General features: G+C 64.7%; 18 protein-coding genes. 11 read left to right on the top strand and 7 right to left on the bottom strand.

Annotation, left to right across the window (positions count from 1 at the left end; translation table 11 throughout):
- Window positions 1-7: 7 nt before the first annotated feature.
- Complete coding sequence (locus AC1RJW_RS10400; protein ID WP_493044850.1) at window positions 8-1,201, bottom strand: type II secretion system F family protein; 1,194 nt, start codon at window positions 1,199-1,201, stop codon at window positions 8-10.
- 255 nt (window positions 1,202-1,456) lie between these two features.
- The gene (locus AC1RJW_RS10395; RefSeq protein WP_493044849.1) at window positions 1,457-3,988 is read right to left on the bottom strand and encodes a M4 family metallopeptidase; all 2,532 of its coding nucleotides are present in this window, start codon (window positions 3,986-3,988) and stop codon (window positions 1,457-1,459) included.
- A 673-nt stretch (window positions 3,989-4,661) separates the two neighbouring features.
- On the opposite strand from AC1RJW_RS10395, the gene AC1RJW_RS10390 reads away from it, so the two are divergent.
- A complete protein-coding gene (locus AC1RJW_RS10390) occupies window positions 4,662-5,318 on the top strand; it encodes a hypothetical protein (protein ID WP_489629752.1) in 657 nt (218 codons plus the stop codon).
- 52 nt (window positions 5,319-5,370) lie between these two features.
- Here AC1RJW_RS10390 and argH read toward each other — a convergent pair whose 3' ends face one another.
- On the bottom strand, window positions 5,371-6,768 hold the full coding sequence (gene argH / locus AC1RJW_RS10385; protein WP_493044848.1) for an argininosuccinate lyase: 1,398 nt from the start codon (window positions 6,766-6,768) through the stop codon (window positions 5,371-5,373).
- 265 nt (window positions 6,769-7,033) lie between these two features.
- On the opposite strand from argH, the gene AC1RJW_RS10380 reads away from it, so the two are divergent.
- Window positions 7,034-7,231 carry a hypothetical protein gene (locus AC1RJW_RS10380; protein ID WP_076566245.1) on the top strand — a complete coding sequence of 66 codons (198 nt, stop codon included), beginning with the start codon at window positions 7,034-7,036 and terminating at the stop codon, window positions 7,229-7,231.
- 166 nt (window positions 7,232-7,397) lie between these two features.
- Complete coding sequence (locus tag AC1RJW_RS10375) at window positions 7,398-7,823, top strand: GNAT family N-acetyltransferase (RefSeq protein WP_493044847.1); 426 nt, start codon at window positions 7,398-7,400, stop codon at window positions 7,821-7,823.
- A 24-nt stretch (window positions 7,824-7,847) separates the two neighbouring features.
- Here AC1RJW_RS10375 and AC1RJW_RS10370 read toward each other — a convergent pair whose 3' ends face one another.
- Together AC1RJW_RS10370 and AC1RJW_RS10365 are read right to left on the bottom strand one after the other, a co-directional pair.
- Window positions 7,848-9,236, bottom strand: coding sequence for a YfcC family protein (locus AC1RJW_RS10370; RefSeq protein WP_493044846.1), 1,389 nt, complete (start codon window positions 9,234-9,236; stop codon window positions 7,848-7,850).
- Window positions 9,237-9,240: 4 nt separating this feature from the next.
- Window positions 9,241-10,377 (bottom strand): succinylglutamate desuccinylase/aspartoacylase family protein, encoded by a 1,137-nt coding sequence (locus AC1RJW_RS10365; RefSeq protein WP_493044844.1) that lies wholly within the window; start codon window positions 10,375-10,377, stop codon window positions 9,241-9,243.
- Window positions 10,378-10,579: 202 nt separating this feature from the next.
- Between AC1RJW_RS10365 and AC1RJW_RS10360 the strand changes: the two genes are divergently transcribed.
- The 3 genes from AC1RJW_RS10360 to AC1RJW_RS10350 all read left to right on the top strand — a co-directional run bounded on the left by AC1RJW_RS10360 (window position 10,580) and on the right by AC1RJW_RS10350 (window position 15,804).
- A complete protein-coding gene (locus tag AC1RJW_RS10360) occupies window positions 10,580-11,578 on the top strand; it encodes a MurR/RpiR family transcriptional regulator (RefSeq protein ID WP_493044843.1) in 999 nt (332 codons plus the stop codon).
- Between the two features lie 35 nt (window positions 11,579-11,613).
- Complete coding sequence (locus tag AC1RJW_RS10355) at window positions 11,614-14,406, top strand: TonB-dependent receptor (protein WP_493044842.1); 2,793 nt, start codon at window positions 11,614-11,616, stop codon at window positions 14,404-14,406.
- A 144-nt stretch (window positions 14,407-14,550) separates the two neighbouring features.
- Complete coding sequence (locus AC1RJW_RS10350) at window positions 14,551-15,804, top strand: cyanophycinase (RefSeq protein ID WP_475416052.1); 1,254 nt, start codon at window positions 14,551-14,553, stop codon at window positions 15,802-15,804.
- Here the strand turns inward: AC1RJW_RS10350 and AC1RJW_RS10345 are convergent.
- Both AC1RJW_RS10345 and AC1RJW_RS10340 read right to left on the bottom strand, forming a co-directional pair.
- Window positions 15,795-16,997, bottom strand: coding sequence for a DUF418 domain-containing protein (locus tag AC1RJW_RS10345; protein ID WP_493044841.1), 1,203 nt, complete (start codon window positions 16,995-16,997; stop codon window positions 15,795-15,797). The two genes, AC1RJW_RS10350 and AC1RJW_RS10345, sit on opposite strands and share 10 nt — an antisense overlap.
- An 8-nt stretch (window positions 16,998-17,005) precedes the next feature.
- The gene (locus AC1RJW_RS10340; protein ID WP_493044840.1) at window positions 17,006-17,608 is read right to left on the bottom strand and encodes a TetR/AcrR family transcriptional regulator; all 603 of its coding nucleotides are present in this window, start codon (window positions 17,606-17,608) and stop codon (window positions 17,006-17,008) included.
- Window positions 17,609-17,821: 213 nt separating this feature from the next.
- Between AC1RJW_RS10340 and AC1RJW_RS10335 the strand changes: the two genes are divergently transcribed.
- From AC1RJW_RS10335 to AC1RJW_RS10315, 5 genes are all read left to right on the top strand, one after another.
- Entirely contained in the window at window positions 17,822-19,264 is a 1,443-nt protein-coding gene (locus AC1RJW_RS10335; RefSeq protein WP_493044839.1) for an IgA Peptidase M64, read from the top strand.
- Between the two features lie 428 nt (window positions 19,265-19,692).
- Window positions 19,693-19,878: a hypothetical protein gene (locus AC1RJW_RS10330; protein WP_493044838.1), complete on the top strand. Its 186-nt coding sequence runs from the start codon at window positions 19,693-19,695 to the stop codon at window positions 19,876-19,878.
- Complete coding sequence (gene fabI / locus AC1RJW_RS10325) at window positions 19,875-20,660, top strand: enoyl-ACP reductase FabI (RefSeq protein ID WP_493045150.1); 786 nt, start codon at window positions 19,875-19,877, stop codon at window positions 20,658-20,660. The genes AC1RJW_RS10330 and fabI overlap by 4 nt, the downstream gene beginning before the upstream one ends.
- A 10-nt stretch (window positions 20,661-20,670) precedes the next feature.
- Window positions 20,671-22,116 (top strand): efflux transporter outer membrane subunit, encoded by a 1,446-nt coding sequence (locus AC1RJW_RS10320; RefSeq protein WP_493044837.1) that lies wholly within the window; start codon window positions 20,671-20,673, stop codon window positions 22,114-22,116.
- A gap of 18 nt (window positions 22,117-22,134) precedes the next feature.
- Window positions 22,135-23,208, top strand: a complete 1,074-nt coding sequence (locus AC1RJW_RS10315; RefSeq protein WP_493044836.1) for an HlyD family secretion protein — start codon at window positions 22,135-22,137, stop codon at window positions 23,206-23,208.
- The last annotated feature ends 1 nt before the right edge of the window (window position 23,209 follow it).

The following is a 23,209-nucleotide window of genomic DNA, read 5'->3' as shown; positions in this document are numbered from 1 at the left end:
ATGACCTTCAAGATAAGCTCCCCGCCAGTTCAAAGATCGGCATGTACATCAGCACCACCACGCCGCCGATGACGACGCCGATGATGGTCATCAAGAGCGGCTCGAGCAGGCGCGAAGCCCAGTCCACCCAGCGGGCGAATTCCTCGTCGTGGAATTTTGCCGAACGTTCCAGCATGTCGCCCAGGCGGCCCGTGTTCTCGCCCACCTTCAGCAGCGATTGCGCCACCGGCGTGGCCATGCCGGCCTGTTCCAGCGCGGTGGAAAACGGCATGCCTTCCTGCACCGCGCGGCGCGCCTGCGCCAGCTGCTCCTGCTGCGCCGGCAGCAGCATGGGGCCGACCATGGCCAGCGCCTTGTGCAGCGGGATGCCCGCGTGCAGCAGCAGGCTCAGGGCGCGGTAGAAGCGGGCCAGGCGGAATTCCGCCGCCTTGTCCGCCAGTACGGGCAGGCGCAGCAGGCGCAGCACCAGCGCCATGCGCATGGCGCGGTTGGCGATGCCGAAGACCACGACGCCGACGGCCGCGGCCAGCGCGCCGGCGCACAGCAGCGGATGCGCGGCCAGGGTCTGGCCAAAACCGAGCAGCATTTGCGACATCCAGGGAATCTCGCGGCCCGAGCTTTCGTAGACGACGCTGAATTTTGGCACCACGTAGCCGAGCAGGAACAGGGTCACCAAGCCGCCGACGACGAGCAGCATGCACGGGTAGATGGCGGCGGAAATGAGTTTTTTGCGGATGGCGTCGAACTGCAGCTGGTAGGCGACGAAGCGCGCCAGCGCCTCGGGCAGGTTGCCCGAGCGTTCGGCTGCGTGCACGGTGGCGATGTAAATGTCGGGGAAGATATCGGGGAAACCGGCCAGGGTGTCGGAAAAGCTTTGTCCCTGCTGCAGGGTGAGCACGATGGCGGCCAGGGTGCTCCTCGCGCCCGGGCGCGTTTCCTTGTTGTGCAGGGTGGCCATGGCCTCGCCCAGGTTCAGGCCCGCTTCGAGCAGGGCCAGCAGCTCCTGGCTGAATTGCAGCAGGGGCAGGCCCTGTTTGCCGGGGCGCAGCGCGACACCCGCGTCCTGCGCGGTGCCGTCGTCGACGGCCAGAACGCGCCAGCCGCCGCGCACGGCCGCGCGGATCGCCTCGGCCTCGCTGGCGGCGTCGATGGCCAGCGCCTGGCTGCCCGCCGGGCCCTGCACCTGGAGGTGGAACTGCATGGCCGGCTCAGGCGAACATGGTGGCAGGCGTAAAAATGGACAGGCTGGAATGGGGGAAAGCGCGTGCGGACAAGGTCGAAGTAGGCATCGGTCAGAAACCATCCAAAAAAAGTTCAATTCGTCGCGGGTACCGGCAGCAGGCAAGAGGCAATCACTGCCTCAGGGTAGACTGGAATTGCCAGGAAATCAATCGTGCCGTGTGGTGGATGCGGGCGACTGGCGGCAAACCGGCCTGCCGCCCGCATGTTCAGCCGCTTACTGGGTAACCAGGCTGACCTTGTCGATCACGAACGAGGTTTGCAGCGACGCATCCTCGGTGGCGGCGAACGAGATCTGCACGGTCTGGCCCTTGTAGGCGATCAGGTCGAAGGTGCGGATCTGGTAGCCGGCCGCCTTGTTCACGTTCGAGTACGAGGCCAGGGTGCCCAGCACCGTGCCGGCGCTGTTCTTCACGGTGACGACCAGCTTGTCGTACACGGTATTGCCCGTTTCAGCCGTGTCGATATGCAGCGCGAAGCTCAGGCTGGCGGACGTGGCGGCGGCCGGAATGGCGACGCTTTGCGTCAGCGATTCGCTGGCCGTGACGCCATTGCCGCCCAGCCAGGCGTACTGCGTGCCTTCGTACGCGGTTTGCCCCGTAAACGTGCCGATGGCGCCCGTGGTGCCGCTCCAGCCCGTGGCGCCGGCCTCGAAGCCGCCGTTCGTCACGCGTTCGGTGGCGCTGCTGGTGCCCACCGTCAGCGTGGCGTTGTTCGACGTGGCCGTCACGGCGGGCGACGAGGAATCCGTCACCGTGGCCTTGAAGACGGCGCCGCTGTCGGCCGCCGCGGCCGTGAAGCTGTAGGCCGGCGATGTGGCGCCGCTGATCACGGCACCATTGCGGTACCACTTGTAGGTGTACGGCGCCGTGCCGCCGCCCGCGCCCACGGCGAACGAGGCGGTGCCGCCCGGTGCGACGGTGATGCTGGCTGGCTGGCTGGTGATGGTCACCGCGCCGCCCGTCGTCGACTCATCGACGTCGGTACCCACGTTGATGGCCGCATACGCGCGCTTGACGGCGATCGATTCCGCGCTGCCCACGCCATACAGTTCCTCGGCTGCCTGCAGCACCTTGTTGCGCGCGTCGGCGTAGTTGGTCGACGAGGTGAACTTGGTGGTGGCGGCCTTGAACCAGATGCGGTAAGCCTTGTCGCTGCCGATACCGGTCATGGCCAGCGGGCTTTTGTTCAGGTAGGAGCTGTAGTAGTCGCTGCTGGACGTCGAATTCGAGCCTTGCGACAGGAAGTAGAACATGCGGTTGTTCGGACCGCTGCTGTAGTGGACGTCGAGGTTCTTGATGGTGCTGCTCCACGCATTCGGGCTGCTGCCATCCTTGCTCGGCTTGTACAGCCAGCGCAGCGGCTGGCCATTCTTGGCGATTTCCTTGCCCGTCATCCAATCGTTGCCCGTGTTGGGAATCGTGGTGCCCGTGCCGCCGGCGCGCGCATACGCTTCCACCATCTCGCCGGCGATGTCCGAGCTCGATTCGTTCAAGCCGCCCGACTCCTGCGAGTAGATCAGGCCCGAGGTGGCGTCCGTGATGCCGTGGCCCATCTCATGGCCGATCACGTCGATGGAGCCGAGGTTGTTGAACGAGCTGCCGCCGTCGCCGATGTACATGCATTTGCAGTTGCCGTCGTAGTAGGCGTTGTCGTAGGCCGTGTTGACGTGGGCGGCAATGTGGGTGGCCGTGTTGTTGCCGTCCAGGCTGGACCAGCCCAGCACATTCTTGTGCGTGTCGTAGGTGTTCATCAAGCCCCACATCGCGTTGACGGCCGCCGTCTGGCCGTTGGCGTTGGTGGTGCTGCCGCCGCTGATGTACTGCTGGCCGTCGCCCCAGGTATTGCTGGTGCTGCTGTACACGCTGCCCGAGGTGGTGCCGTGGTTGGCATTCGTGATGGCCATGCCGCCGAAGCTGCCGCCCGTGCCGCGGCTGGGGTCCTTCATGGTGTAGGTGCTGCCGGTGAGCGTGGTATTGAGCGGCACCTGGCCGTTGTACTGGCTGTTGCCGATACCGGCGACGGTTTTCAGGGCTTTCCATTGACGCAGGATGCGGCCATCCTTGGCGCTGACGACGGTGTCGTAGTAGACGGGCTTGCTGCCGCTGATCATGCGCGTCTGCACCAGGTAGGCCAGCTCGTAGTGGTCGACCACATCCTGCACGTCGAGGGCGTTCAGCGCGGCTTCCGATTTGTTCTCGGCGCCGGCCACGCGCACGGTTTTCATGACAGGGTAGATCAGCAGCTGTGCATGCGGCGGCACATGGTCGACGGCGGGCACGCCGATGCTTTTCACGGCGGCGGCAATGGCGGCGGCGGCGCTGACGGCCGGCGTGGTGTCGATATCGGTGGTGGCGCTGCGGGTGACGGAATTGACGCCGCCGCTACCGAGGCCGGACGCGCGGTCCGACACGGATTCGCTGACGATGTCGCCGGCGCTGTTGCTGACCACGACCGTCTCGGAACCGAAGACGGGCAAGCCCTTGTAGGTGTGCTGTACGCGGCTCACGCGGGTGCCGCTGACGCCCGGATGCTGGGCGCCGACAGCAAAGCCATGCTCGGTATTCAGGCCGCGGCTGCGTGCCTGCGCGGCCAGCTTGTTGACCAGGCTGGCGGTCTCTTGTGGAGACGCCAGGGCGACCGGGGCTGCCATCAGGGTCTGTGGCAGCGGCGTGGCGGCGTCGGCCGTGGTGGCCATCAGCGGCAGGGCGGCGATGGATGCGGCAACTATCGTCAAACGTAAATTCATTTCTGCTCCATGGTATCGGTTAAGGAAATGGTGAATGAACTGGCCGCGATGCCTGATGGCCACCCCGGCGCGCCTGGCAGCGGGCGGATAGCCTGCCGTTTTGTGGTGGCATGACGCCGGGTAGGGCGACACTAAACTTGTCGAGATCGCCATGTCAAAAAATTCAAGAAATGGGTCACTGCGCGAATTTTTGTTAAGAATTGAACATTTATCGACGTCGCATCGTAGGAAAGTTTGATCTACCACAAGCTGCAACTTTTGTTTTGGACTACTTCCCCTAATGGCGCGTTCTGTTGGAAAAACACTGTTGCCTTTTCTAAATGTTGCGATCTACACTAGCTCTTCGCATTGTCCCCAGCGGACTACGCGAAGACAAAAAAAGCGCACGCGGCAATGACCGCGTCCAGATACAGCGCATCGGGAAAAAAATCGGGAGTTTCACATGACGTCAGTTCTGTTTTCTGCTGTTGGTTTCAGCCACTTCCCCTCTGGAGCGGCACTCATGCTGCATCCGCCTTCCTAGCCGCCGCTAGCCGGCTCTTCCCCCGCGAGGGGGTTCTTTTCAGCGAGTCCGACCGCGCCATCCGGCGCGGCCGCTGGCGCAATGCATCTTTTTTTCAGGAAGGGTTGCCGGCTCCTGGTGCGTGCACCGGAATCACCGGCCCGAAGAACTATGCTTTCGATAGCGACCAAAGTGGAACAGATCGTGATGGAATCGGCCTTTCTCAGCGAAGGATTGGGCCGTGGCTTGCTCAACCTGTCGGAGCTGGCGCGCCAGCTGCAGCCGCAATTGCAGACCGACCTATGGAAACCGGTGGGGCAGGCCGCCGTGGTGATGGCGCTGCGCCGCCTGGCCGAGCGGATGCCGCAGCAGAAAAGCGGCGAGATCGTGCTGGCGCACCGCGCGGGAGAACTGTCCACGCGCAGTGAATTGATGGTTTTTACCTACCGCTATTCCGACCAGACGTATGCCTGCCAGCGCCAGTTGCTGGCGCTGGCAGCGCCCCAGCGGGGCACGTTCATCACCATTACGCGCGGCGTCAACGAGGTGATGGTGATCTGCAGCCGTTCGCTGCACGCGCTGGTGGAAGAGGTGTTCGGCGAAGAGCAGGAACTGGCGCGCCTGGAGCGGGTGACGGCCGTGACCCTGCACCTGGCCGCTGAAACCTGCTATACGCCGGGCGTGTATCACGCCATCCTCAAGCGCCTGGCCTGGGAACGGATCAACCTGATCAACATCATTTGCACGTATACGGAGCTGACCTTGCTGCTGGAAGCGTCGCAGACGGGCGCCGCGTTTTCCGTACTGTCGAAAATCGTGGCGCAATGAAAAACGCCCCGCTGCAGCGATGCAGCGGGGCGTTTGCCGGCATGCGCCGGTTTTATTTTTCCAGCTGCGTACGCACGCGGGCGATCGCGGCGCGTACCTGGCGTGGCGCGGTGCCGCCCACGTGGTCGCGCGCGGCAACGGAGCCTTCCAGCGTCAGTACCTCGAATACGTCTTCGCCGGTCAGCGGCGAGAAGGCGCGTAGCTGCTCCAGCGACAGGTCGGCCAGGTCGCAGCCGGCGTCGACGCAGGCGCGCACGGCCAGGGCCACCGCTTCATGGGCGTCGCGGAATGGCAAGCCTTTCTTGACCAGGTAGTCGGCCAGGTCGGTCGCCGTGGCGTAGCCTTGCAGGGCGGCCGCGCGCATCGCTTCCGATTTCACCGTGATGCCGCCGGCCATGTCGGCGAAGATGCGCAGTGTGTCGATGACGGTGTCTACCGTGTCGAACAGCGGTTCCTTGTCTTCCTGGTTGTCCTTGTTGTAGGCCAGCGGCTGGCCTTTCATCAGGGTCAAGAGGCCAATCAGATGGCCGTAGACGCGGCCCGTCTTGCCACGCGCCAGTTCCGGCACGTCCGGGTTTTTCTTTTGCGGCATGATCGACGAGCCGGTGCAGAAGCGGTCGGCGATGTCGATGAAGCCGATGCGTGGGCTCATCCAGATCACCAGTTCTTCGGCCATGCGTGACACGTGCATCATCAGCACGGCGGAGGCGGCGCAAAATTCGATGGCGAAGTCGCGGTCCGAGACGGCGTCGAGCGAGTTGTGGCAGACGTCGTCAAAGCCCAGCGTCTTGGCCACGCGCAGGCGGTCGATGGGGAAGGTGGTGCCGGCCAGGGCGGCGGCGCCCAGCGGCAGGCGGTTGACGCGCTTGCGGCAGTCGGCCATGCGCTCGGCGTCGCGGCCGAACATTTCGACGTACGCCAGCATGTGGTGGCCGAAGGTGATCGGCTGGGCCACCTGCATGTGGGTAAAGCCCGGCATGATGGTATCGGCATGCTGCTCGGCCAAGTCCGTCAGCGCGCTGCGGAAGGTCGCCAGCAGGGCGGTGATGTCGTCGATGGCGGAACGCACGTACAGGCGGATGTCGGTGGCCACCTGGTCGTTGCGTGAACGGCCCGTGTGCAGGCGCTTGCCCGCATCGCCTACCAGTTCGGTCAGGCGTTTTTCGATATTCAGGTGGACATCTTCCAGGTCCAGCAGCCATTCGAACTGGCCGGCGGCGATTTCCTGCGAAATTTGCGCCATGCCGCGCTGGATTTCCGCGTAGTCGGCCGGGCTGATGATGGCTTGCGCATGCAGCATTTCCGCATGGGCCAGCGAACCTTCGATGTCGAACAGCGCCAGGCGCTTGTCAAAAAATACAGAAGCTGTGTAGCGCTTGACGAGGTCCGAGACCGGTTCGGAAAACCGGGCCGACCAGGCTTCGCCCTTTTTGGAGAATTGATCAGTCATGAAAGAAGTCCTTTAGTGTAGGGCGATTATAAACAAGGTTGGCCGGCGGTAGGGCTTTTAGGGGCTTGCAGGGCGCTGAAATGGCCAGGAATGGGGCTGGCAAGCCTCAAATGCCACGCCGAGGGCATGTTGTGCGTTTCATCGGGGCTTTTTGTATTCTGTCCCGCGAATCGTGCGTTTGGTCGCAATCCGATGGTAGTTCAGGGGGGATCGGCCTACAGTTCAATCATCGCAACACACAACCAGCCACCCAAAGGACACCATCATGAACATCGCTAAAAACATGGAAGCCATCTTCGTTGCCATCATCGCCGTCGCTGCCGCCACCAGCCTGGCCACCGCCGCCGTGCCGAAGTTCCGCGCCGCGCCCGCCCCCATCGTCGCCAGCGCCGATCAAGCCACCATGCACACCGTGTACGTCAGCGCCAAGCGTTTGAGCGCTGAAGAAAAAGCCGCCCTGTAAGCGCGGCGATGGCATTGCAGGCAGTTCAAGAAGCATCCGCAGCAAACAGCAACACCGCATCACGGACAGGCAGAACGGGCGGCGCCCCCGGTTCTATCCAGCCCTGGTGACAGCCGCAGAAAAAAGGCCGATGATCGTGTTTTTCAACGATAGCAAAGCCAGCGCGATGTCACATTTGATGATCAGCACCGACAAGGCGGAACTCGACGTTCCAGCCATCCACCATTTTCTCAGCGCACAATCGACATGGGCCATCGGCATACCGCTGGCTACCGTACAGCGCGCGATCGACCATTCGCTCTGCTTTGGCGGCACGCTGGACGGCCATCAGGTGGCGTTCGCCCGCGTGGTCACCGACTACGCCACGTTTGCCTATCTGGTCGACGTGTATGTGCTGGAAGAATACCGCGGCCGTGGCTACAGCAAGCGCCTGATGGAGGCCGTGACGGCGCATCCCGGCTTGCAGGGCCTGCGCCGCTTCATGCTGGCCACCAGCACGGCGCATGATTTGTATGCACGCTACGGCTTTACGGCGCCGCTCAGGCCGGAGACGCTGATGGAGCGGTATGTGCCGGATATCTACCAGCGTTGATTGCCTGAGCAGCTGGGTCGGCGCTCACTGCCAGTGCATCAGGCACGGTGGAATCAATAGCAGCAGCGCCAGCACCAGGTAGATCAGTTGCAGCGGGATCATCCACTTGGCCCAGGTAATCCAGGGCACGCGCGCCAGCGCCAGCACGCCGACGGTGATGCCGGACGTGGGGATCATCGGCGTGGTGAATTCGCCGAACTGGAAGGCCAGGATGGCCGTCTGGCGCGTCACGCCGACCAGGTCGGCCAGCGGCGCCATGATGGGCATGGTCAGCGCCGCCTGGCCGCTGCCCGAGTGGATGAAGAAGTTGATCACCGACTGCATGAAGAACATCTTTTGCGCGGCGAAGACGGGACTCGACGACGCCACCAGGGGCGTCAATGCATGCAGTATGGTGTCGATGATCTGCGCGTCGCGCGCCAGGATCATGGTGCCGCGCGCTAGCGCGATGACCAGCGCCACGCTGACCATGTCGCGCGCGCCCTGCACGAAGGATGCGACCAGGCTGTCCATGTCGAGCCGGCCGACCAGGCCGACGACGATGGCCATCACCAGGAACAGGGCGGCGATTTCATCGATGAACCAGTCGTACTTGACGACGCCGACGACCATCGTCAGCAGGGTCGCCATGAAAATCCACAGCACGGCGCGGTGCGTGCGCGTCATGCCGGCAAAGCTGTCCAGGTCCATCGAATGCTCGCTGCGCTTTTCGATATCGAGCAGGTAGGTCGGGCTTTTTTCCGGATGGCGCTTGATGCGCGCCGCGTACCACATCAAAAACACGATGCTGACCGCAGTGGCGATGGCCCACACGATCAGGCGGTAGCCGATGCCGGAAAAGATCGGCACGCCCGCGATGCCCTGCGCGATGCCGACGTTGAACGGATTTAAAAAGGCGGCGGAAAAGCCCACCTGCGAGCCGATGAAGGGTATCGACACGCCCGTGATGGTGTCGTAGCCCAGGGCCAGCGCCAGCGGCACGAAGATCAGGATGAAGGGAATCGCTTCCTCGTTCATGCCGAAAGTGGCGCCACCCAGCGAAAACATGGTGAAGAAGACGGGGATGATGGCGGCGCGCACGAAGCGCGAGCTGGTATGGGCCTTGGCGATGGCCTTGATCAGCGAGTCGAAGGCTTCCGTTTTTTGCAGCACGGCGAAGGCGCCGCCGACGATCAGCACGAAGCCGATGATCAGGCTGGCGTCGACGAAGCCCTTGATGGGCGCCATCATCAGCGCGGCCAGGCCCTGCGGCTTGTTGGCTACGTAATGAAACGTGCCGGGGATGATCAGCTGCTTGCCGTTGACCAGCTGGGTGTCGAATTTCCCGCCCGGCACCAGCCAGGTCGCCAGGGCGATCATGGCCAGGATGGCGCACAGCAGGACGAAGGTATTGGGGAGCTTGAATGTTCTCATGGCGTCATTGGCTCAGCAGGCTGCCGCCGCGGAAGGCGACCGCGCCGGCGACCTTGCCGACGTTCATGCCGCGCAGGACGTGGCGGTGGGCGCTGCGCGCAAAAAAGACCCCGGCGACGGTGCAGCGCAAGGTCGTCGTCTCGCCGCTGACGGGGTCGATCAAGTCGGCCACGGCATCGCCGGCGGCCAATATGTCGCCCATTTCGCGCAGGTAGACCAGCACGCCGTGATGCGGTGCGAGGATGGGTTCCACGCCGGCCAGCGGCGTGGGCGTGCATTGCGGCGCGGGCAGGTCGTTGCCGGCGCCGGCGATCTCCAGCACGCCCTCGATGGCGAGAAAGCGCAGCAGGGCGGCCGCGTCGCGTTCGGCCAGCGCGTAGCTCACTTCCACTTCGCCGCGCAATTCGACGGTGGTCGACAGGCAGGCGGCGGGAATCGGATAGCGGCCCTGGAAGTGCGCGTCGAGATCCCACCACAAGCGGCTGCATGCTTCGTCGAACGGCTCTTCGCCGGCCGCCAGTTCCAGCAGCACGGCGCGCGCGCCCAGCAGCGCGGACAGGGGCGCGATCTGCGCCGCCAGCGGCGTGCCCGTATAGATGTGCAGGGCCGCTTCGTTATCGCAATGCAGGTCGAGCACGATGTCGGCGTCGATGGCCATGCCCAGCAGGGTTTTCTTCAGCGTTTCCGCATCCGTGCCCGGCCGCCAGGCGGCGACGGCGGCGCGCGCGTGCGCGCGTATCAGCGCCACGTTGGCTTGCGCATCCTGTCCCAGCTGGCCATCGAGCGTGGTTTTCAGTTCATCGGCCACATGGCGGTAGGCGCGGTTGAAGTTGATGCCGGTGGTCAGGTCGAAACGGCCGAACGGCGCGCCATGGATGGCTTGCGCCAGGCCGATCGGGTTGGCGGCCGGCACCAGGATGATTTCGCCGTGCACCTTGCCGGCCGCCTCCAGCGCCAGCAGTTCGCGGCGCAAAAATTGCGACACCAGCATGCCCGGTACCTCGTCCGCATGCAGCGCCGCCTGGATGTACACCTTCTTGCCGCTGCGGCTGGTGGTGGCCGCAGTGCCGAAGTGGAAGCTGCTCAATTGGCAGGAGACGCTGGCGTGCGCGGTGGAGATGGGATGCTGTTGTACTTGCATGGTGAATTCGCCCCAAAACGGGGCGCGGTTGATGGATTCCGGTCGATTATGTAGCAATATTTTCACGAAGTAAATCAATGAAAATCCTTTTACAAATATTTGTTGAGTTTTCTTTTTGATATGAGTACAGTAAGTTCCAGCGTCCCGTTTTCGCCTCCTTATCCGTCATTCGCCACACACAAGAACACAGGCCGCCAGCGATATGAGAGCATCCGCCAGTCCTGCCAGAAGCAGCGCCCCCACGCCACTTGCCACCACGCTGGCGTCGCCCGATGCCGCGTTCGCGCAATCGCCGCTGGGGCAGGCGCTGATGCACGTGCTGGCCGGCGGCTCGGCCTCGCAGCGGCAGATCGCCGACTACCTGCTGCGCAACCAGATGCGCGTGACGGCGTTGGGCATTGAGGAACTGGCCGACAGCTGCCAGGTGTCGACGGCCACCATCAGCCGCTTCGCGCGCGACATCGGCCAGAAGAATTATTCGGCCATGCGCGGCGCCATGGCCGAAACCCTGCAATCGCTGCTGCAGCCGGTCGACAAACTGCGCCGCACGATAGAACGGCGCGCGCGCGCCACCTCGCCGATCACGGAAAGCCTGGAATATGCGGCCGCCAACATCGCCGCCACGTCCGATGCCCTGTCTCCGCCCGCCGTGCAGGCCGTGGTGCGCCGCCTGACGCGCGCCAAGGTCGTGTACGTGATGGGTTTCGGCCTGTCGGCCAACCTGGCGGGCATGCTGGTGCAGCACCTGCAGCCGTTTTGCCCGCATGTGGTGGAAGTGGTGGGCATCGGCGGCTCGGAAGTGGCGGCCGGTCACCTGGTCAACCTGACGGCGCACGACGTGCTGGTGGTGATCTCGTTCCCCCGCTACACGCTCGACTGCATCGGCCTGGCCAGCTTCGCGCGCGACCGCGGCGCCTGCATCGTGGCGCTGACCGACTCGCCCGCATCGCCCCTGGCCGAACTGGCCGATCACGCGCTGTATGCGCAAAGCACGCATCCCGTTTTACCCAGCAGCGCCAGCACGGCGCTGGCCATGATCGAGGCGCTGGCCGTGGCGCTGATGGTGTCGAACAAAAAGAACGTTGAAAAAGCGGCCCGCTTGAGCGACGTCATCGCAGCCTATCTGTATGGCGGCGAACATGGCGTGCAGGGTGTGCGGAAAACAGCTTCAAGGCAACGCAAGGCAGTCCCAAAATCATGATAAAAATCAGACGTACACCATTGGGGAGAGAGGCAATGCAGATGAAAAGACAGGATGGCGGCTCCTTGCCACGCGAGTCGCTGCTGGCGCAAGGCGTGCGGCTGGCGCTGGGCGCCTTGAGCGTGTCGGCGGCGCTGGGCATGCTGGCCGGCGGCGCGCGGGCCCAGGAGCAGGGGCCGGACGTGGAGCCGGCGCCGAAAAAAATGCAGCGCGTGGAGATCACGGGGTCGGCCATCAAGCGGCTGGAGTCGGAGACGGCGCTGCCAGTGCAGATCATCACGCGCGCCGAGATCGAAAAGGCGGGCGTGACGACGGCGGCCGAGCTGATGGCGCGCGTGTCGGCCAACGTGGGCGGTCTGACGGACGGCGCCAGCATCAACGTGGGCGGCGACCAGCGCGGCTTCAACAGCGCCAACCTGCGCGGCGTGGGCACGTCGTCGACCCTGGTGCTGCTCAATGGCCGGCGCATGGCCAACTTTGCCTCGCCCGGCGACGATGCGGGCGTGGACCTCAATAACATTCCCGCCGCCGCCCTGCAGCGCGTGGAAGTGCTGCTCGACGGCGCCTCGGCCCTGTACGGCACGGACGCCATCGGCGGCGTCATCAATTTCATTACGCGCAAGGATTACCAGGGCGTGGAGCTGAACGTCTACGGCAGCCGCACCGACGAAGGCGGCGCGGGCAAGCGCACGGCCAGCATCACGGCCGGCACGGGCGACCTGGCGGCCGATGGCTACAATATCTTTGCCGTGGCCGACCTGCAAAAAACGGACCGTCTGCGCTCTTCGCAGCGCAAGTTCATCCCGAACCTGCAGATCCCGCAGCGCCTGGGCCATCTGCTGTCGAACTTTACCAGCCCGGCGAATATCCGCCTGTCCAGCGCCCAGCGCGAGCACCTGCAGGACAACGGTTTTCTGCTCAATGGAAAGCCGATCACCAACCGCCAGATCAATTTTGCGATTCCGGACTGCGCGCCGCCGGCCAATCTGTATCTGTCGGCGGGTACGGGCGGCGTCGATGCCTGCACCTACGACTACATGGGCGACACGGAGCTGTATCCGAAGACGGACAAGCTGAACCTGCTCACGCGCGGCGTGCTGAAACTGAATAACGATCACCAGCTGTATGCGGAAGTGGCGCTGAGCCGTTCGCGCAGCTATTACGTGGGCTCGTCGGCGCGCGTGACTGGCTTTCTCGATTACAGCAAGGTGCCGCAGCTGGCCAACGCCGGTTTCGATACCATACTGGACGACGATGGCAAGCAGGTGGAGCGCGAACTGGAGCTGCGCATGCGCCTGAACGAGGCGGGCATGCGCACCAGTCAGCTGACCAGCGAAAGCCAGCGTGTCGTGGTGGGCGCCACCGGCACGCTCGCCGGCTGGGATTACGACGTGGGCTTCAATCACAGCGTCAACGTCGTGAAGGACCGCGATACGCATGGCTACGTCCTGTACGACAAGCTGATCGCGGGGATTGCCGCCGGCGACATCAATCCGTTCGGGCCCTCCGGCGCGAAAGGCCGGGCGCTGCTCGACAGCATCCAGGTCGACGACGAGGTGCGCCATGCGCGCGGCACCATGGATGGGGTGGATTTCAAGGCCTCGCGCGCACTGATGGCCATGGGCGGCGGCGACATGGCGCTGGCCGTGGGCGGCGAAGTGCGGCGCGAACGCACCGAGTTCCGCCCATCGGCACTGCTGATGAGCGACAACATCAACAACGATGCGGCGCCGGAAGGTGGCAAGGGCACCAGCGACAGCCGCAATGTGCAAGCCGTGTACGGCGAATTGCTGCTGCCGTTTAGCAAACAGTGGCAGGCGCAGTTGTCTGGCCGCTACGACCATTACGAGCAGGTGGGCGGCGCCCTCAGTCCCAAGGTGGGCCTGACCTACATGCCCGCCAAGCAGGTGCTGCTGCGGGCCTCGGCCGGCAAGGGCTTCCGCGCGCCGTCGATGTCGGATTTGCACCGTCCCACTGTCTACAGCAGCACGGCGACCTTGCCCGATCCCGTGCTGTGCGCCACCGTGGACAACAATTATGCCGATTGCGCGCAAAACTGGGACACGCGCCGCTATAGCAACGACAAGCTGAAACCGGAACACAGCCGCCAGTTCTCGGCCGGCCTGGTGCTCGAACCTGGCCAGCACTGGACCTTCAGTGTCGATTACTGGAACATCAAGCGCACGGACCTGATCAGCGAAATCGGCGACGACATCATCCTAGGCAATCTGGCCAAGTACGGCAACCTCGTGCACCGCAACGAGGACAATGAAATCGACTATATCGAGCTGCGCAAGGAAAACCGCGGCGCGCAAAAAGCCTCGGGTATCGATATCACGGCCGACCTGCACGGCGTGAAAACGGCGTGGGGACGCTTTGGCGGGCACCTGAGCGGCACGTATGTGCTCGGCTCAAAAATACAGACCAGCCCTGGCGATACCTTTGTCAGCAATCTCAATCGCTTCGTCACGGATGGCGTGGTGCAGCGCTGGCGCCACACGATCACGCTCGACTGGGACAACGGCCCGTATTCGGCCAGCCTGTCGAACACGTATTCGAGCGGCTACGATGACCAGAATTCGGCCATCAACACGGACGACGGCAGCGTGGTCAAGCCGAATCGCGTGAAGGCGTACACGCTGTGGGATATGTCGGGCGCGTATGCGGTCAGCCAGCAGTTCAAGCTGCGCGCCGGCATACAGAATCTGTTCAATACCAGTCCGCCGTACTCGAACCAGGCATACTTTTTCCTGTCCGGCTATGACCCCAGCTATTCGGACCCGCGCGGCCGGCGCTTCTATGCCAGCGCCAATTACAGCTTCAAATAAGGCGGCAAAGCAGGAGATGCCGCAATACCGCTGTCACACGCAGCGGGTAGTATCGCAGTTGGGTTGCAAGCAGCAGTTTTGGCAGCAAGGGCGCATACCTGCATCAACCAGTGTGCACCCCTTTCCTTGTATTTGAAAGGCACCATGAAATCATTCTCAAGCCGGTATCACACCTTTTGCGCCGCGCTGCTGTTCGCGCTGGCATTGTGCAGCTTTCATGCCGTGGCGGCGCCTGGCGGCAGCGCCATCGGCAGCGCGCCGCAGGGCACCCTCGTCATCATCGGCGGCGGCCTGCGCGCGGACAATGCCGAAGTGTGGCAGCGCATCGTCAAGTTGTCGGGCGGTCCCGGCGCGCGCATCGCCGTGCTGGCCTCGGCCGCGATGAACCCGGAAAAATCGGGTGAAAGCATCATCAGGAAGCTCAATCAATATGGCGCGGATGCCTTTTTCGTGCCGCTGGCCGTCAAGCTGGCCAATCGCGATTACCGCAAGGCGGCCGAAGATCCGGCCATCGTTACGCAGATCAAGTCGGCCACCGGCATCTATTTTGCCGGCGGCGACCAGGGGCGCATCACGCAAGCGTTGCTGCGCCCGGACGGCAGCCGCACGGCCGCGCTGGAAGCCATCTGGTCGGTCTACCGCAACGGCGGCGTGATCGCCGGTTCCAGCGCCGGCGCGGCCATCATGAGCACCACCATGTTCTACGATGCCAAACCCGTGCTCGACATGCTCAAGATGGGCGTCACGGACGGCCGCGAGATCGCGCCGGGCCTGGGCTTCATCGGCAGCGACGTCTTCGTCGACCAGCATTTGCTGGTGCGCGGGCGCTTTGCCCGCATGATTCCCGTGATGCTGAAAAAAGGCTATCACCTGGGACTGGGCATCGATGAAAACAGCGCCATGGTGGTCGACGCCATGCGCGACGTGGAAGTGATCGGCTACAGCGGCGCTCTGCTGATCGACCTGTCGGGCGCCATCAGCGACCGCGGCGTGAAAAATTTCAATATCAGCAACGCCGCCATCAGCTATCTGGACCGGGGCGACAAGTTCAACCTCGTCACGCGCGTGTTTACGCCCTCGCCGGACAAGGCCGACAACAAGCTCGATCCGAACCAGCCCGACATGCGCGAGCCCGTGTTTACCAACGATATCCTCGGCAACAACGCCGTGCTCGACCTGATGGGCAATTTGATCGACAACGCGCAGCAGGAAGCCATCGGCATCGCCTTCGGCAACCCGCGCGACCCGTACCCGGACCTGGGCTTCGAGTTCCGCTTCAGTAAAACGGTCAACAGCGTCGGCTACAGCTCGACCGAGGCGGAAGCGTATTCGGTGCTCAAGCTGCGCCTCGACATCCGCCCCATCCAGCTGCGCCAGCCGCTGTACCGCTACAAATAAGCGGCGCCGCTGCGCCGCCAGCGCGGCCATGCGGCGATCGTCAAGGCCCGCAGCAGCCATTCGACGGGGCCGTACGCGTGGCCGCGCAGCCACCAGCGGCTAAACGGCAGTTGCAGGCTGAAGATGATGACGGCCAGCGCCAGGGCGCCCAGCGGCGAGACGCTGCCCATCAAGCGCGCGCCATACGCGAGGAACAGCCAGGCGCAGACGGCCGACTGCAGCAGGTAGTTCGACAGGGCCATGCGGCCCGTGTCGGCCAGCAGCGCAAACAGCGTGCCGTCGCGCAGACGCTCGAACAGGGCCAGCGCCAATGCCAGGTAGGCGCCCGCCAGCAGCGGCGCGCTCGCCAGGCCGACGGCCAGTCCCGCCACCTGCCATGCCTGGCTGTCGCCATACACGGAGGTCCACGCATAAAAGGCGGCGCCGGGCAATCCCGCCAGCGCGCCGGCCCACAGCAGGCGGTGGCGCAGCGGCAGATAATCGGCCGCGTGCAGCAGCATTTCGCGCTTGCCGGCGCCCAGGCCGCACAGGAACATGGCCAGCGCGCACGGCGCCTGCACCAGCAGCAGGACGATCCAGATGTCGCTCAGTTCGTGCAAGTGCTGGTTGACGACGGCGGCCGGCGTGGCGCGGTAGGCGGCCAGCGCGCTTGCCGCCTTTTGCGCCATGGCCACGGCGTTGTCCGCCGCGTCGCCCGGCGGCTGCAGGCTTTGCAGCCAGGCCATGCCTGCCCAGAATACCGCGCAGACGGCGACGAGCATCAAGGCCAGGGACAGTGCCTGGCGTTCGCCGCAGCGGTGCAGCGCCAGCAGCACGATGCCCAGCACGGCGTAGGTGGTCAGTATGTCGCCATGAAACAGGATCACGGCATGCAGGGCGCCGATCAGCCACAGGCCCGCCTGCCGGCGCAGCATGCGCGGCACGAACGGTGCATCGGCGCGCGCCGCCGCCTGCATCTGCAAGGTGAAGCTGTAGCCGAACAGGAAGGAAAACAGCAGATAGAACTTGGTCTCGAACAGCAGCGCGACAAGAAAATGCGTGGCGCGGTCCACGCCGCCGTGAAAGGCCGGATCGGTCAAGCCCAGGCCGAACCAGGGCGTGGCGAAGGCGCCGATATTGACGACCAAAATACCGAACAGGGCGCAGCCGCGCAGGGCGTCGACGTCGGCGATGCGCGCGGGCCGGGTTTGCATGGCGGCGCTCATGCCAGGGCAGGGCGCAGGAAGCGCGCCAGCAGCAGGTGCAAACTGGCGCGCTGCGCCAGCGGCGCGTAGTCGGGATCGACGGCGACCCGGTTGAAGATGCCGTCGATCAACGCGGCGATCCAGCCGGCCGTTTGCGCGGCGTCCAGCGCGGCGTCGATCTGGCCTGCCGCCGCCGCCTCTGCCAGCAAGGTTTGCAGGCCGCCGCGCAGGCTGGCGTCGTTGCGCGCCACCCTGGCCGCGATATCCGTGTCGCGCATCGCCTCGGCGGCAATGTCCAGCGCCAGTCCCGCAAAGTCCCCGTCGGCCGCCAGCGCCAGCACCAGGTCCATGAAGTTGAGCAGGGCGCCGTACGCATCGGCGCTGCCGTGCACGCCGGCGAAATAGGCGGCCGTCTCGCTGCCTTCCTGGTCGACGATGGCGGCGATGATGGCTTGCTTGGTGGGGAAATAGTGAAACAGGTTGCCGGGACTCATGCCCGCCTGCGCGCAGATGGCGGCGGTGCTGGTCTGGTGAAAGCCCTTGCGCGCGAAGCAGCTGCGCGCGGCGGCGAGAATGGCGTCGCGGCGGGCCGCGTGTTTGCCGGGATCGATGGTGCGCATGGCGGTTGGCTATCCTTTTAATTAATTGATTAGTCAGTCTAATATAAATGGATTGCGCGGCGCGGTCAAGCGGGGCGTGAAATGGATGCTTTGCAGTGCCGATTCCTGTCGCTACAATGTGCCGCACCGGATTTTTCCATGCCCGCCGCTGGCGCCGCTGTTTGTTCGGAAAACCGCTTCTTTTACCCGTTTTTCTACCGTGTCAGGAATGAAATGCAGCAGACCCCGATTCGATCCTTCCTCTGCGCGCTGGCGCTGGCCGCTGGCATCGTCCCTGCAGCGCAGGCTGCCGGTGCCGCCCAGCCGGCCACCATGCGCCTCGATTACCAGCACAGCGGCAATGCGCTGGGCGAACATTATGCGGTCGAGCGCGTGCTGGTCGAGCCCTTGCCGTGGCCGGGCAACCTGGCGCGCCCCATCGATGACAGCAACCGCGGCAACAATCTGCTGGAAGTGGTCGATATCAAGTCCGGCAAGGTGCTGTATTCGCGCGGCTTCTCCACCATTTTCGGTGAATGGGCCAGTACCGACGAAGCGAAAACCACCACGCGCGCGTTCCAGGAATCCGTGCGCTTCCCGCAGCCCGAGCACCCCGTGCGCGTGCGCATCCTCAAGCGCGACGAGCGCGGCCTGTTTTCCGTTGCGTGGAGCACCGATGTCGACCCGGTCGCGCAGGACGTGATCCGCAAGCAGCCGCCGGCACCGGTCAAGCCGATACCGATCCGCATCAGTGGCCCCTCGTCCGAGAAGGTCGACCTGCTGATCATGGGCGACGGCTACACGGCCGCCGAAATGGGCAAGTTCGAAGCGACGGCGCGCAAATTGGCCGAGCACCTGTTTACGGTCTCGCCGTTCCGCGAACGGGCCAATGACTTCAACGTGTGGGCCATGGCCGCGCCGACGCAGGAATCGGGCGTGTCGCGTCCATCGACGGGCGTGCACCATGCGTCGCCGCTGGGCACGCGCTACGATATTTTCGGCAGCGAGCGTTATGTGCTGACGACGGACAACCGCGCCCTGCGCGACCTGGCGCAGTATGCGCCGTATGAATTCATCGAAATCCTCGTCAACAACGACACCTACGGCGGTGGCGGCATCTTCGGCCAGTTCAGCACGGCCGCAGCCAACAACGACTGGGCCAATTACCTGTTCGTGCATGAATTCGGCCACCATTTCGCCGGCCTGGCCGACGAGTACTACACCTCGCCCGTGGCCTATCAGTCGAATGGCGAGCGGCAGGAGCCGTGGGAGCCGAACGCCACGGCGCTGCGCGATCCGGCCAGGCTGAAATGGCAGAACCACGTCAAGGCAGGCACGCCGCTGCCGACGCCATGGCCGAAGGAAGCCTACGACAGTCATGCACGCGAGTACCAGAAGCAGCGCGCCGCCCTGCGCGCGGCCAATCGCCCGGAAAGCGAGATGAGCGACTTGTTCAAGGCCGACCTGGCGTACACGCAGCAACTGTTCTCGAAGGCGCCGCAGCGCCATGCGGTGGGCGCCTTCGAAGGCGCAAACTATGAATCGTCCGGCTACTACCGGCCCGAGATGCAGTGCATCATGTTCGACCGCAGCGAGACGTTCTGCTCCGTATGCCAGGATGGCATCAGCACCATCATCGACCTGTATTCGCGTCCTGCCCCGGCGCTGGGCAAATAGTACTGTTCATCTCCATCCGGTAATGCATGGTGGGCCATGTTGCAACGCAATAGCATGGCCCCCGTTCTGCCTCTCCCCACCGTCTGCCTTCTTCTACCGCTCAACGTTGCTTGTTTTCCAGGCAATATGCATCGTCGCTGGCAAAGCTTCTTTTCTTCCCTTCAGCCCAGTATTATTGTCAAATACACACTCCCGCACGCTTGCCTGAAAAATATTTCATTTAGATAATATTCAGGTAAAATTTGATTTACATCAATGTTGCATTGCCGCAATCGCACTTATAGTTGACCTAGCTCAAAACGATAAGCATGCGGACCGGACTCATCGCGAATCACGTATCTAAATGCTGTAGAGTAATTTTCGCCCTGTACCAGTTCCTCGAGAATGCACTGGTGCCGGCCTCGAATTTCAGTGACGGAAGCCGATTCATGAAGATGCACACCCCCGCGCCTGACGCGTGCAGTACCCTCCATCCCCACACACCGATTACCTTACCGTATGCGCGCGCCGGCGGCGTGACCCTGGCCATGTGCGCCGCCGCCATGCATGCCGGCGCGGTGCGCTGCGTACAGGCGGCCACGCCGTGGCCCGCCTTACGTCCAGTCCAGGCATGACGGCCGACTTGCGCCCACACTTGCCTTTGCAGGGCAAGCGGGGCCTGGTGGTGGGCATCGCCAACGCGCAAAGCATCGCCTGGGGCTGCGCCAGCGCCCTGCGCGCGGCCGGTGCCGAACTGGCCGTGACCTGGCTCAATGACAAGGCCAGAGCGCACGTGGAGCCGCTGGCGCAGCAAGTGCAGGCGGCCATCATGGCGCCGCTCGACGTGGCCGTGCCGGGCCAGCTCGAAGCGGTGTTCGCGCAGATCGAACGGCAGTGGGGCGCCATCGATTTCGTCGTGCATTCCATCGCGTATGCGCCGAAACACGATTTGCATGGCCGCGTGACGGACAGTTCGGCCGACGGTTTTGCCCAGGCGATGGATATCTCTTGCCACTCCTTCATGCGCATGGCGAAGCTGGCCGAACCCCTGATGCGGGACGGCGGCAGCCTGATGACCATGAGCTACCTGGGCGCCGAGGAAGTCATCGCCGACTACGGCCTGATGGGGCCCGTGAAGGCGGCGCTGGAAGCGTCGGTGCGCTACCTGGCCGCCGAACTGGGGCCGCAAGGCATCCGCGTCAACGCCATCTCGCCGGGGCCACTGGAGACGCGTGCCGCTTCCGGCATTGCCCATTTCGACCGCCTGATGGCCGACGCCATCGAACGCTCGCCCATGCGCCGCCTGGCCACCATCGAGGACGTGGGCGCGCTGTGCGCCTTCCTCGCCGGCGACGGCGCGCGCGCCATCACGGGCGGCACCCTGTATGTCGATGGCGGCTACAACATTCTGAATTGACTGGAAGACGATGACCATGGCTGTTTCTACTTTGCCCAACCGCGCCAGGATGGCCGCGCTGGCCACCGCGCTGGCCCTGGCCGGCTGCGCCTCGATGGCGCCGCCGTACGCGCCGCCGCCGCTGCCCGTGGCGGCGCAGTATCCGGAAACCGATCCGGCCGGCGCGCAGGCGCCCGACGTCGCCTGGCAAGCCTACTTTGCCGACCCGCGTCTGCAGGCGCTGATTGCGCAGGCACTGGCCGGCAACCGCGACATCCGCATCGCCGCCCTGCGCGTGGAAGAGGCGCGCGCCGCGTATGGCATCCAGCGCGCGGAGCAGTTCCCCACCATCGCGCTGGGCGCCTCCGGCAGCCGCGCGCGCGTGCCAGATGACTTGAGTCCGACGGGCCGCGCCATGACGAGCGCGCAGTACCAGGCGGGCTTGAACGTGAGCGCCTGGGAACTCGATTTCTGGGGCAGGGTGCGCAGCCTGAAGGACAGCGCCCTGCAAACCCTGCTGGCCAGCGACGAGGCGCGCCGCGCCGTCGGCGTGGCCCTGGTGGCGCAGGTGGCCAATGGCTACCTGGGCTTGCGCGAACTCGACGAGCGCGTGGAACTGGCGCGCGCCACGGTCGACAGCCGCGCCGAATCGCTGCGCATCTTCACGCGCCGCTTCGAGGTGGGATCGATTTCCAAGCTGGACCTGACGCAGGTGGAAACCCTGCTCAGCCAGGCCCTGTCGCTGTCGGCCCAGCTGGAACAGGCGCGCGCCGTGCAGGCGCATGCGCTGGCCCAGCTGGTGGGCGGCCCCGTCGACCTGGCGCCGGTGGCTGGCGAGGTGCGCCGCTTCGACGATGCCAGCGTGCTGCAGCCGCTGCATGCGGGCCTGCCCTCGGCTTTACTTACGCAGCGCCCCGACCTGGTGGCGGCCGAGCACCAGCTGCGCGCCGCGCAGGCGAATATCGGCGCCGCGCGCGCCGCCTTCTTCCCGACGATCTCACTGACGGCCGCCTATGGCACGGCCAGCGCGGAATTGAGCGGCCTGTTCGACTCGGGCAGCGGCGCCTGGAATTTCGCGCCGCGCCTAGTGCTGCCGATTTTTGACGCGGGCCGCATCCGCGCCAACATGGACCTGGCCGAGGTGCGCCGCGACGTGGCCGTGGCAAATTACGAAAAGAGCGTGCAGGGCGCCTTCCGCGAAGTGGCCGATGCGCTGTCGAACCGGCGCTGGCTGGCGCTGCAGGTCGATATCGGCAAGACCACGCTGGCCGCGCAGAGCGAACGGGCGCGCCTGGCCAAGCTGCGCTACGACAATGGCGCCGCGCCCTACCTGGAAGTGCTCGATGCACAGCGCGACTTGCTGACGGTCGAGCAGCAGCTGGTGCAGACGCGCCGCGCGCTGCTGTCCAGCCAGGTCAGCCTGTACGCGGCCCTGGGCGGCGGCGCACCCGCACCCGCCGCCGCTTCCACCCACTAATTTGATCGCCTCGATACCATGAATGCTCAACTGAAGAAAAAACTCATCCCCGCGGCGCTTGTCGTGGCCGTTCTCGTGCTGGGCTACGTGGCCTGGCAAAAAATGCGCCCCACGGGCCCTGGCGAAGGTTTTGTCAGCGGCAATGGCCGCATCGAAGCGACGGAAGTCGACGTCGCCACCAAGCTGGCCGGCCGGGTCAAGGAGATCCTCGTGCGCGAGGGCGATTTCGTCAAGGCGGGCCAGCCGCTGGCCACCATGCAGGTCGACTCGCTGACGGCCCAGCGCGACGAGGCGCGCGCGCGCCAGCAGCAGGCGTCCGATGCCGTGGTCGGCGCGCAGGCGCAGGTGGCCGTGCGCGAGAGTGACAAGGCGGCCGCGCTGGCCATGGTGGCGCAGCGCGAAAGCGAACTCGATGCGGCCAAGCGCCGCCTGGCCCGCTCCGAAACCCTGTCGAAGGAAGGTGCTTCCTCGGTGCAGGAACTCGACGATGATCGCGCCCGGGTGCGCAGCGTGGCCGCCGCCCTGAATGCGGCCAAGGCGCAGGTGACGGCGGCGCAGGCGGCCATCGACGCGGCAAAGGCGCAGGTGGTCGGCTCGCGTTCGGCCGTGGTGGCCGCCGAGGCGACCACGGCGCGCATCGATTCCGACCTGGCCGATGGCCAGCTGACGGCGCCGCGCGACGGCCGCGTGCAATACCTGGTGGCGCAGCAGGGCGAAGTATTGGCCGGCGGCGGCAAGGTGCTCAACCTGGTCGACCTGTCCGACGTCTACATGACCTTCTTTCTGCCCGAGACAGCGGCCGGCAAGGTGGCGATGGGCGGCGAAGTGCACATCATCCTCGACGCGGCGCCCAATTACGTGATTCCCGCGACGATTTCGTTTGTCGCCGCCAGCGCGCAGTTCACGCCGAAGACGGTGGAAACGGCCAGCGAGCGCCAAAAACTGATGTTCCGCGTGAAGGCGCAGATCAGCCGCGAGCTGCTGCAAAAGCACCTGGCGCTGGTGAAAGTGGGCTTGCCCGGCGTGGCCTGGGTGCGCCTCGATGCGAAGCAGCCATGGCCCGCTGAACTGACGGCGAAGGTTCCGCAGTGAG

Source organism: Janthinobacterium sp. GW822-FHT07A03 (assembly GCF_058798815.1).
The sequence above is the reverse complement of the archived record's forward strand: the minus strand, read 5'-3'. Positions and strand labels throughout refer to the sequence as shown.

Excerpts from the sequence above, each read along its gene's own strand:
- AC1RJW_RS10400 (WP_493044850.1), bottom strand. The coding sequence starts at position 1,201 with ATGCAGTTCCACCTCCAGGTGCAGGGCCCGGCGGGCAGCCAGGCGCTG.
- AC1RJW_RS10395 (WP_493044849.1), bottom strand. The coding sequence starts at position 3,988 with ATGAATTTACGTTTGACGATAGTTGCCGCATCCATCGCCGCCCTGCCG.
- AC1RJW_RS10390 (WP_489629752.1), top strand. The coding sequence starts at position 4,662 with ATGCTTTCGATAGCGACCAAAGTGGAACAGATCGTGATGGAATCGGCC.
- argH (WP_493044848.1), bottom strand. The coding sequence starts at position 6,768 with ATGACTGATCAATTCTCCAAAAAGGGCGAAGCCTGGTCGGCCCGGTTT.
- AC1RJW_RS10380 (WP_076566245.1), top strand. The coding sequence starts at position 7,034 with ATGAACATCGCTAAAAACATGGAAGCCATCTTCGTTGCCATCATCGCC.
- AC1RJW_RS10375 (WP_493044847.1), top strand. The coding sequence starts at position 7,398 with ATGTCACATTTGATGATCAGCACCGACAAGGCGGAACTCGACGTTCCA.
- AC1RJW_RS10370 (WP_493044846.1), bottom strand. The coding sequence starts at position 9,236 with ATGAGAACATTCAAGCTCCCCAATACCTTCGTCCTGCTGTGCGCCATC.
- AC1RJW_RS10365 (WP_493044844.1), bottom strand. The coding sequence starts at position 10,377 with ATGCAAGTACAACAGCATCCCATCTCCACCGCGCACGCCAGCGTCTCC.
- AC1RJW_RS10360 (WP_493044843.1), top strand. The coding sequence starts at position 10,580 with ATGAGAGCATCCGCCAGTCCTGCCAGAAGCAGCGCCCCCACGCCACTT.
- AC1RJW_RS10355 (WP_493044842.1), top strand. The coding sequence starts at position 11,614 with ATGCAGATGAAAAGACAGGATGGCGGCTCCTTGCCACGCGAGTCGCTG.
- AC1RJW_RS10350 (WP_475416052.1), top strand. The coding sequence starts at position 14,551 with ATGAAATCATTCTCAAGCCGGTATCACACCTTTTGCGCCGCGCTGCTG.
- AC1RJW_RS10345 (WP_493044841.1), bottom strand. The coding sequence starts at position 16,997 with ATGCAAACCCGGCCCGCGCGCATCGCCGACGTCGACGCCCTGCGCGGC.
- AC1RJW_RS10340 (WP_493044840.1), bottom strand. The coding sequence starts at position 17,608 with ATGCGCACCATCGATCCCGGCAAACACGCGGCCCGCCGCGACGCCATT.
- AC1RJW_RS10335 (WP_493044839.1), top strand. The coding sequence starts at position 17,822 with ATGCAGCAGACCCCGATTCGATCCTTCCTCTGCGCGCTGGCGCTGGCC.
- AC1RJW_RS10330 (WP_493044838.1), top strand. The coding sequence starts at position 19,693 with ATGAAGATGCACACCCCCGCGCCTGACGCGTGCAGTACCCTCCATCCC.
- fabI (WP_493045150.1), top strand. The coding sequence starts at position 19,875 with ATGACGGCCGACTTGCGCCCACACTTGCCTTTGCAGGGCAAGCGGGGC.
- AC1RJW_RS10320 (WP_493044837.1), top strand. The coding sequence starts at position 20,671 with ATGACCATGGCTGTTTCTACTTTGCCCAACCGCGCCAGGATGGCCGCG.
- AC1RJW_RS10315 (WP_493044836.1), top strand. The coding sequence starts at position 22,135 with ATGAATGCTCAACTGAAGAAAAAACTCATCCCCGCGGCGCTTGTCGTG.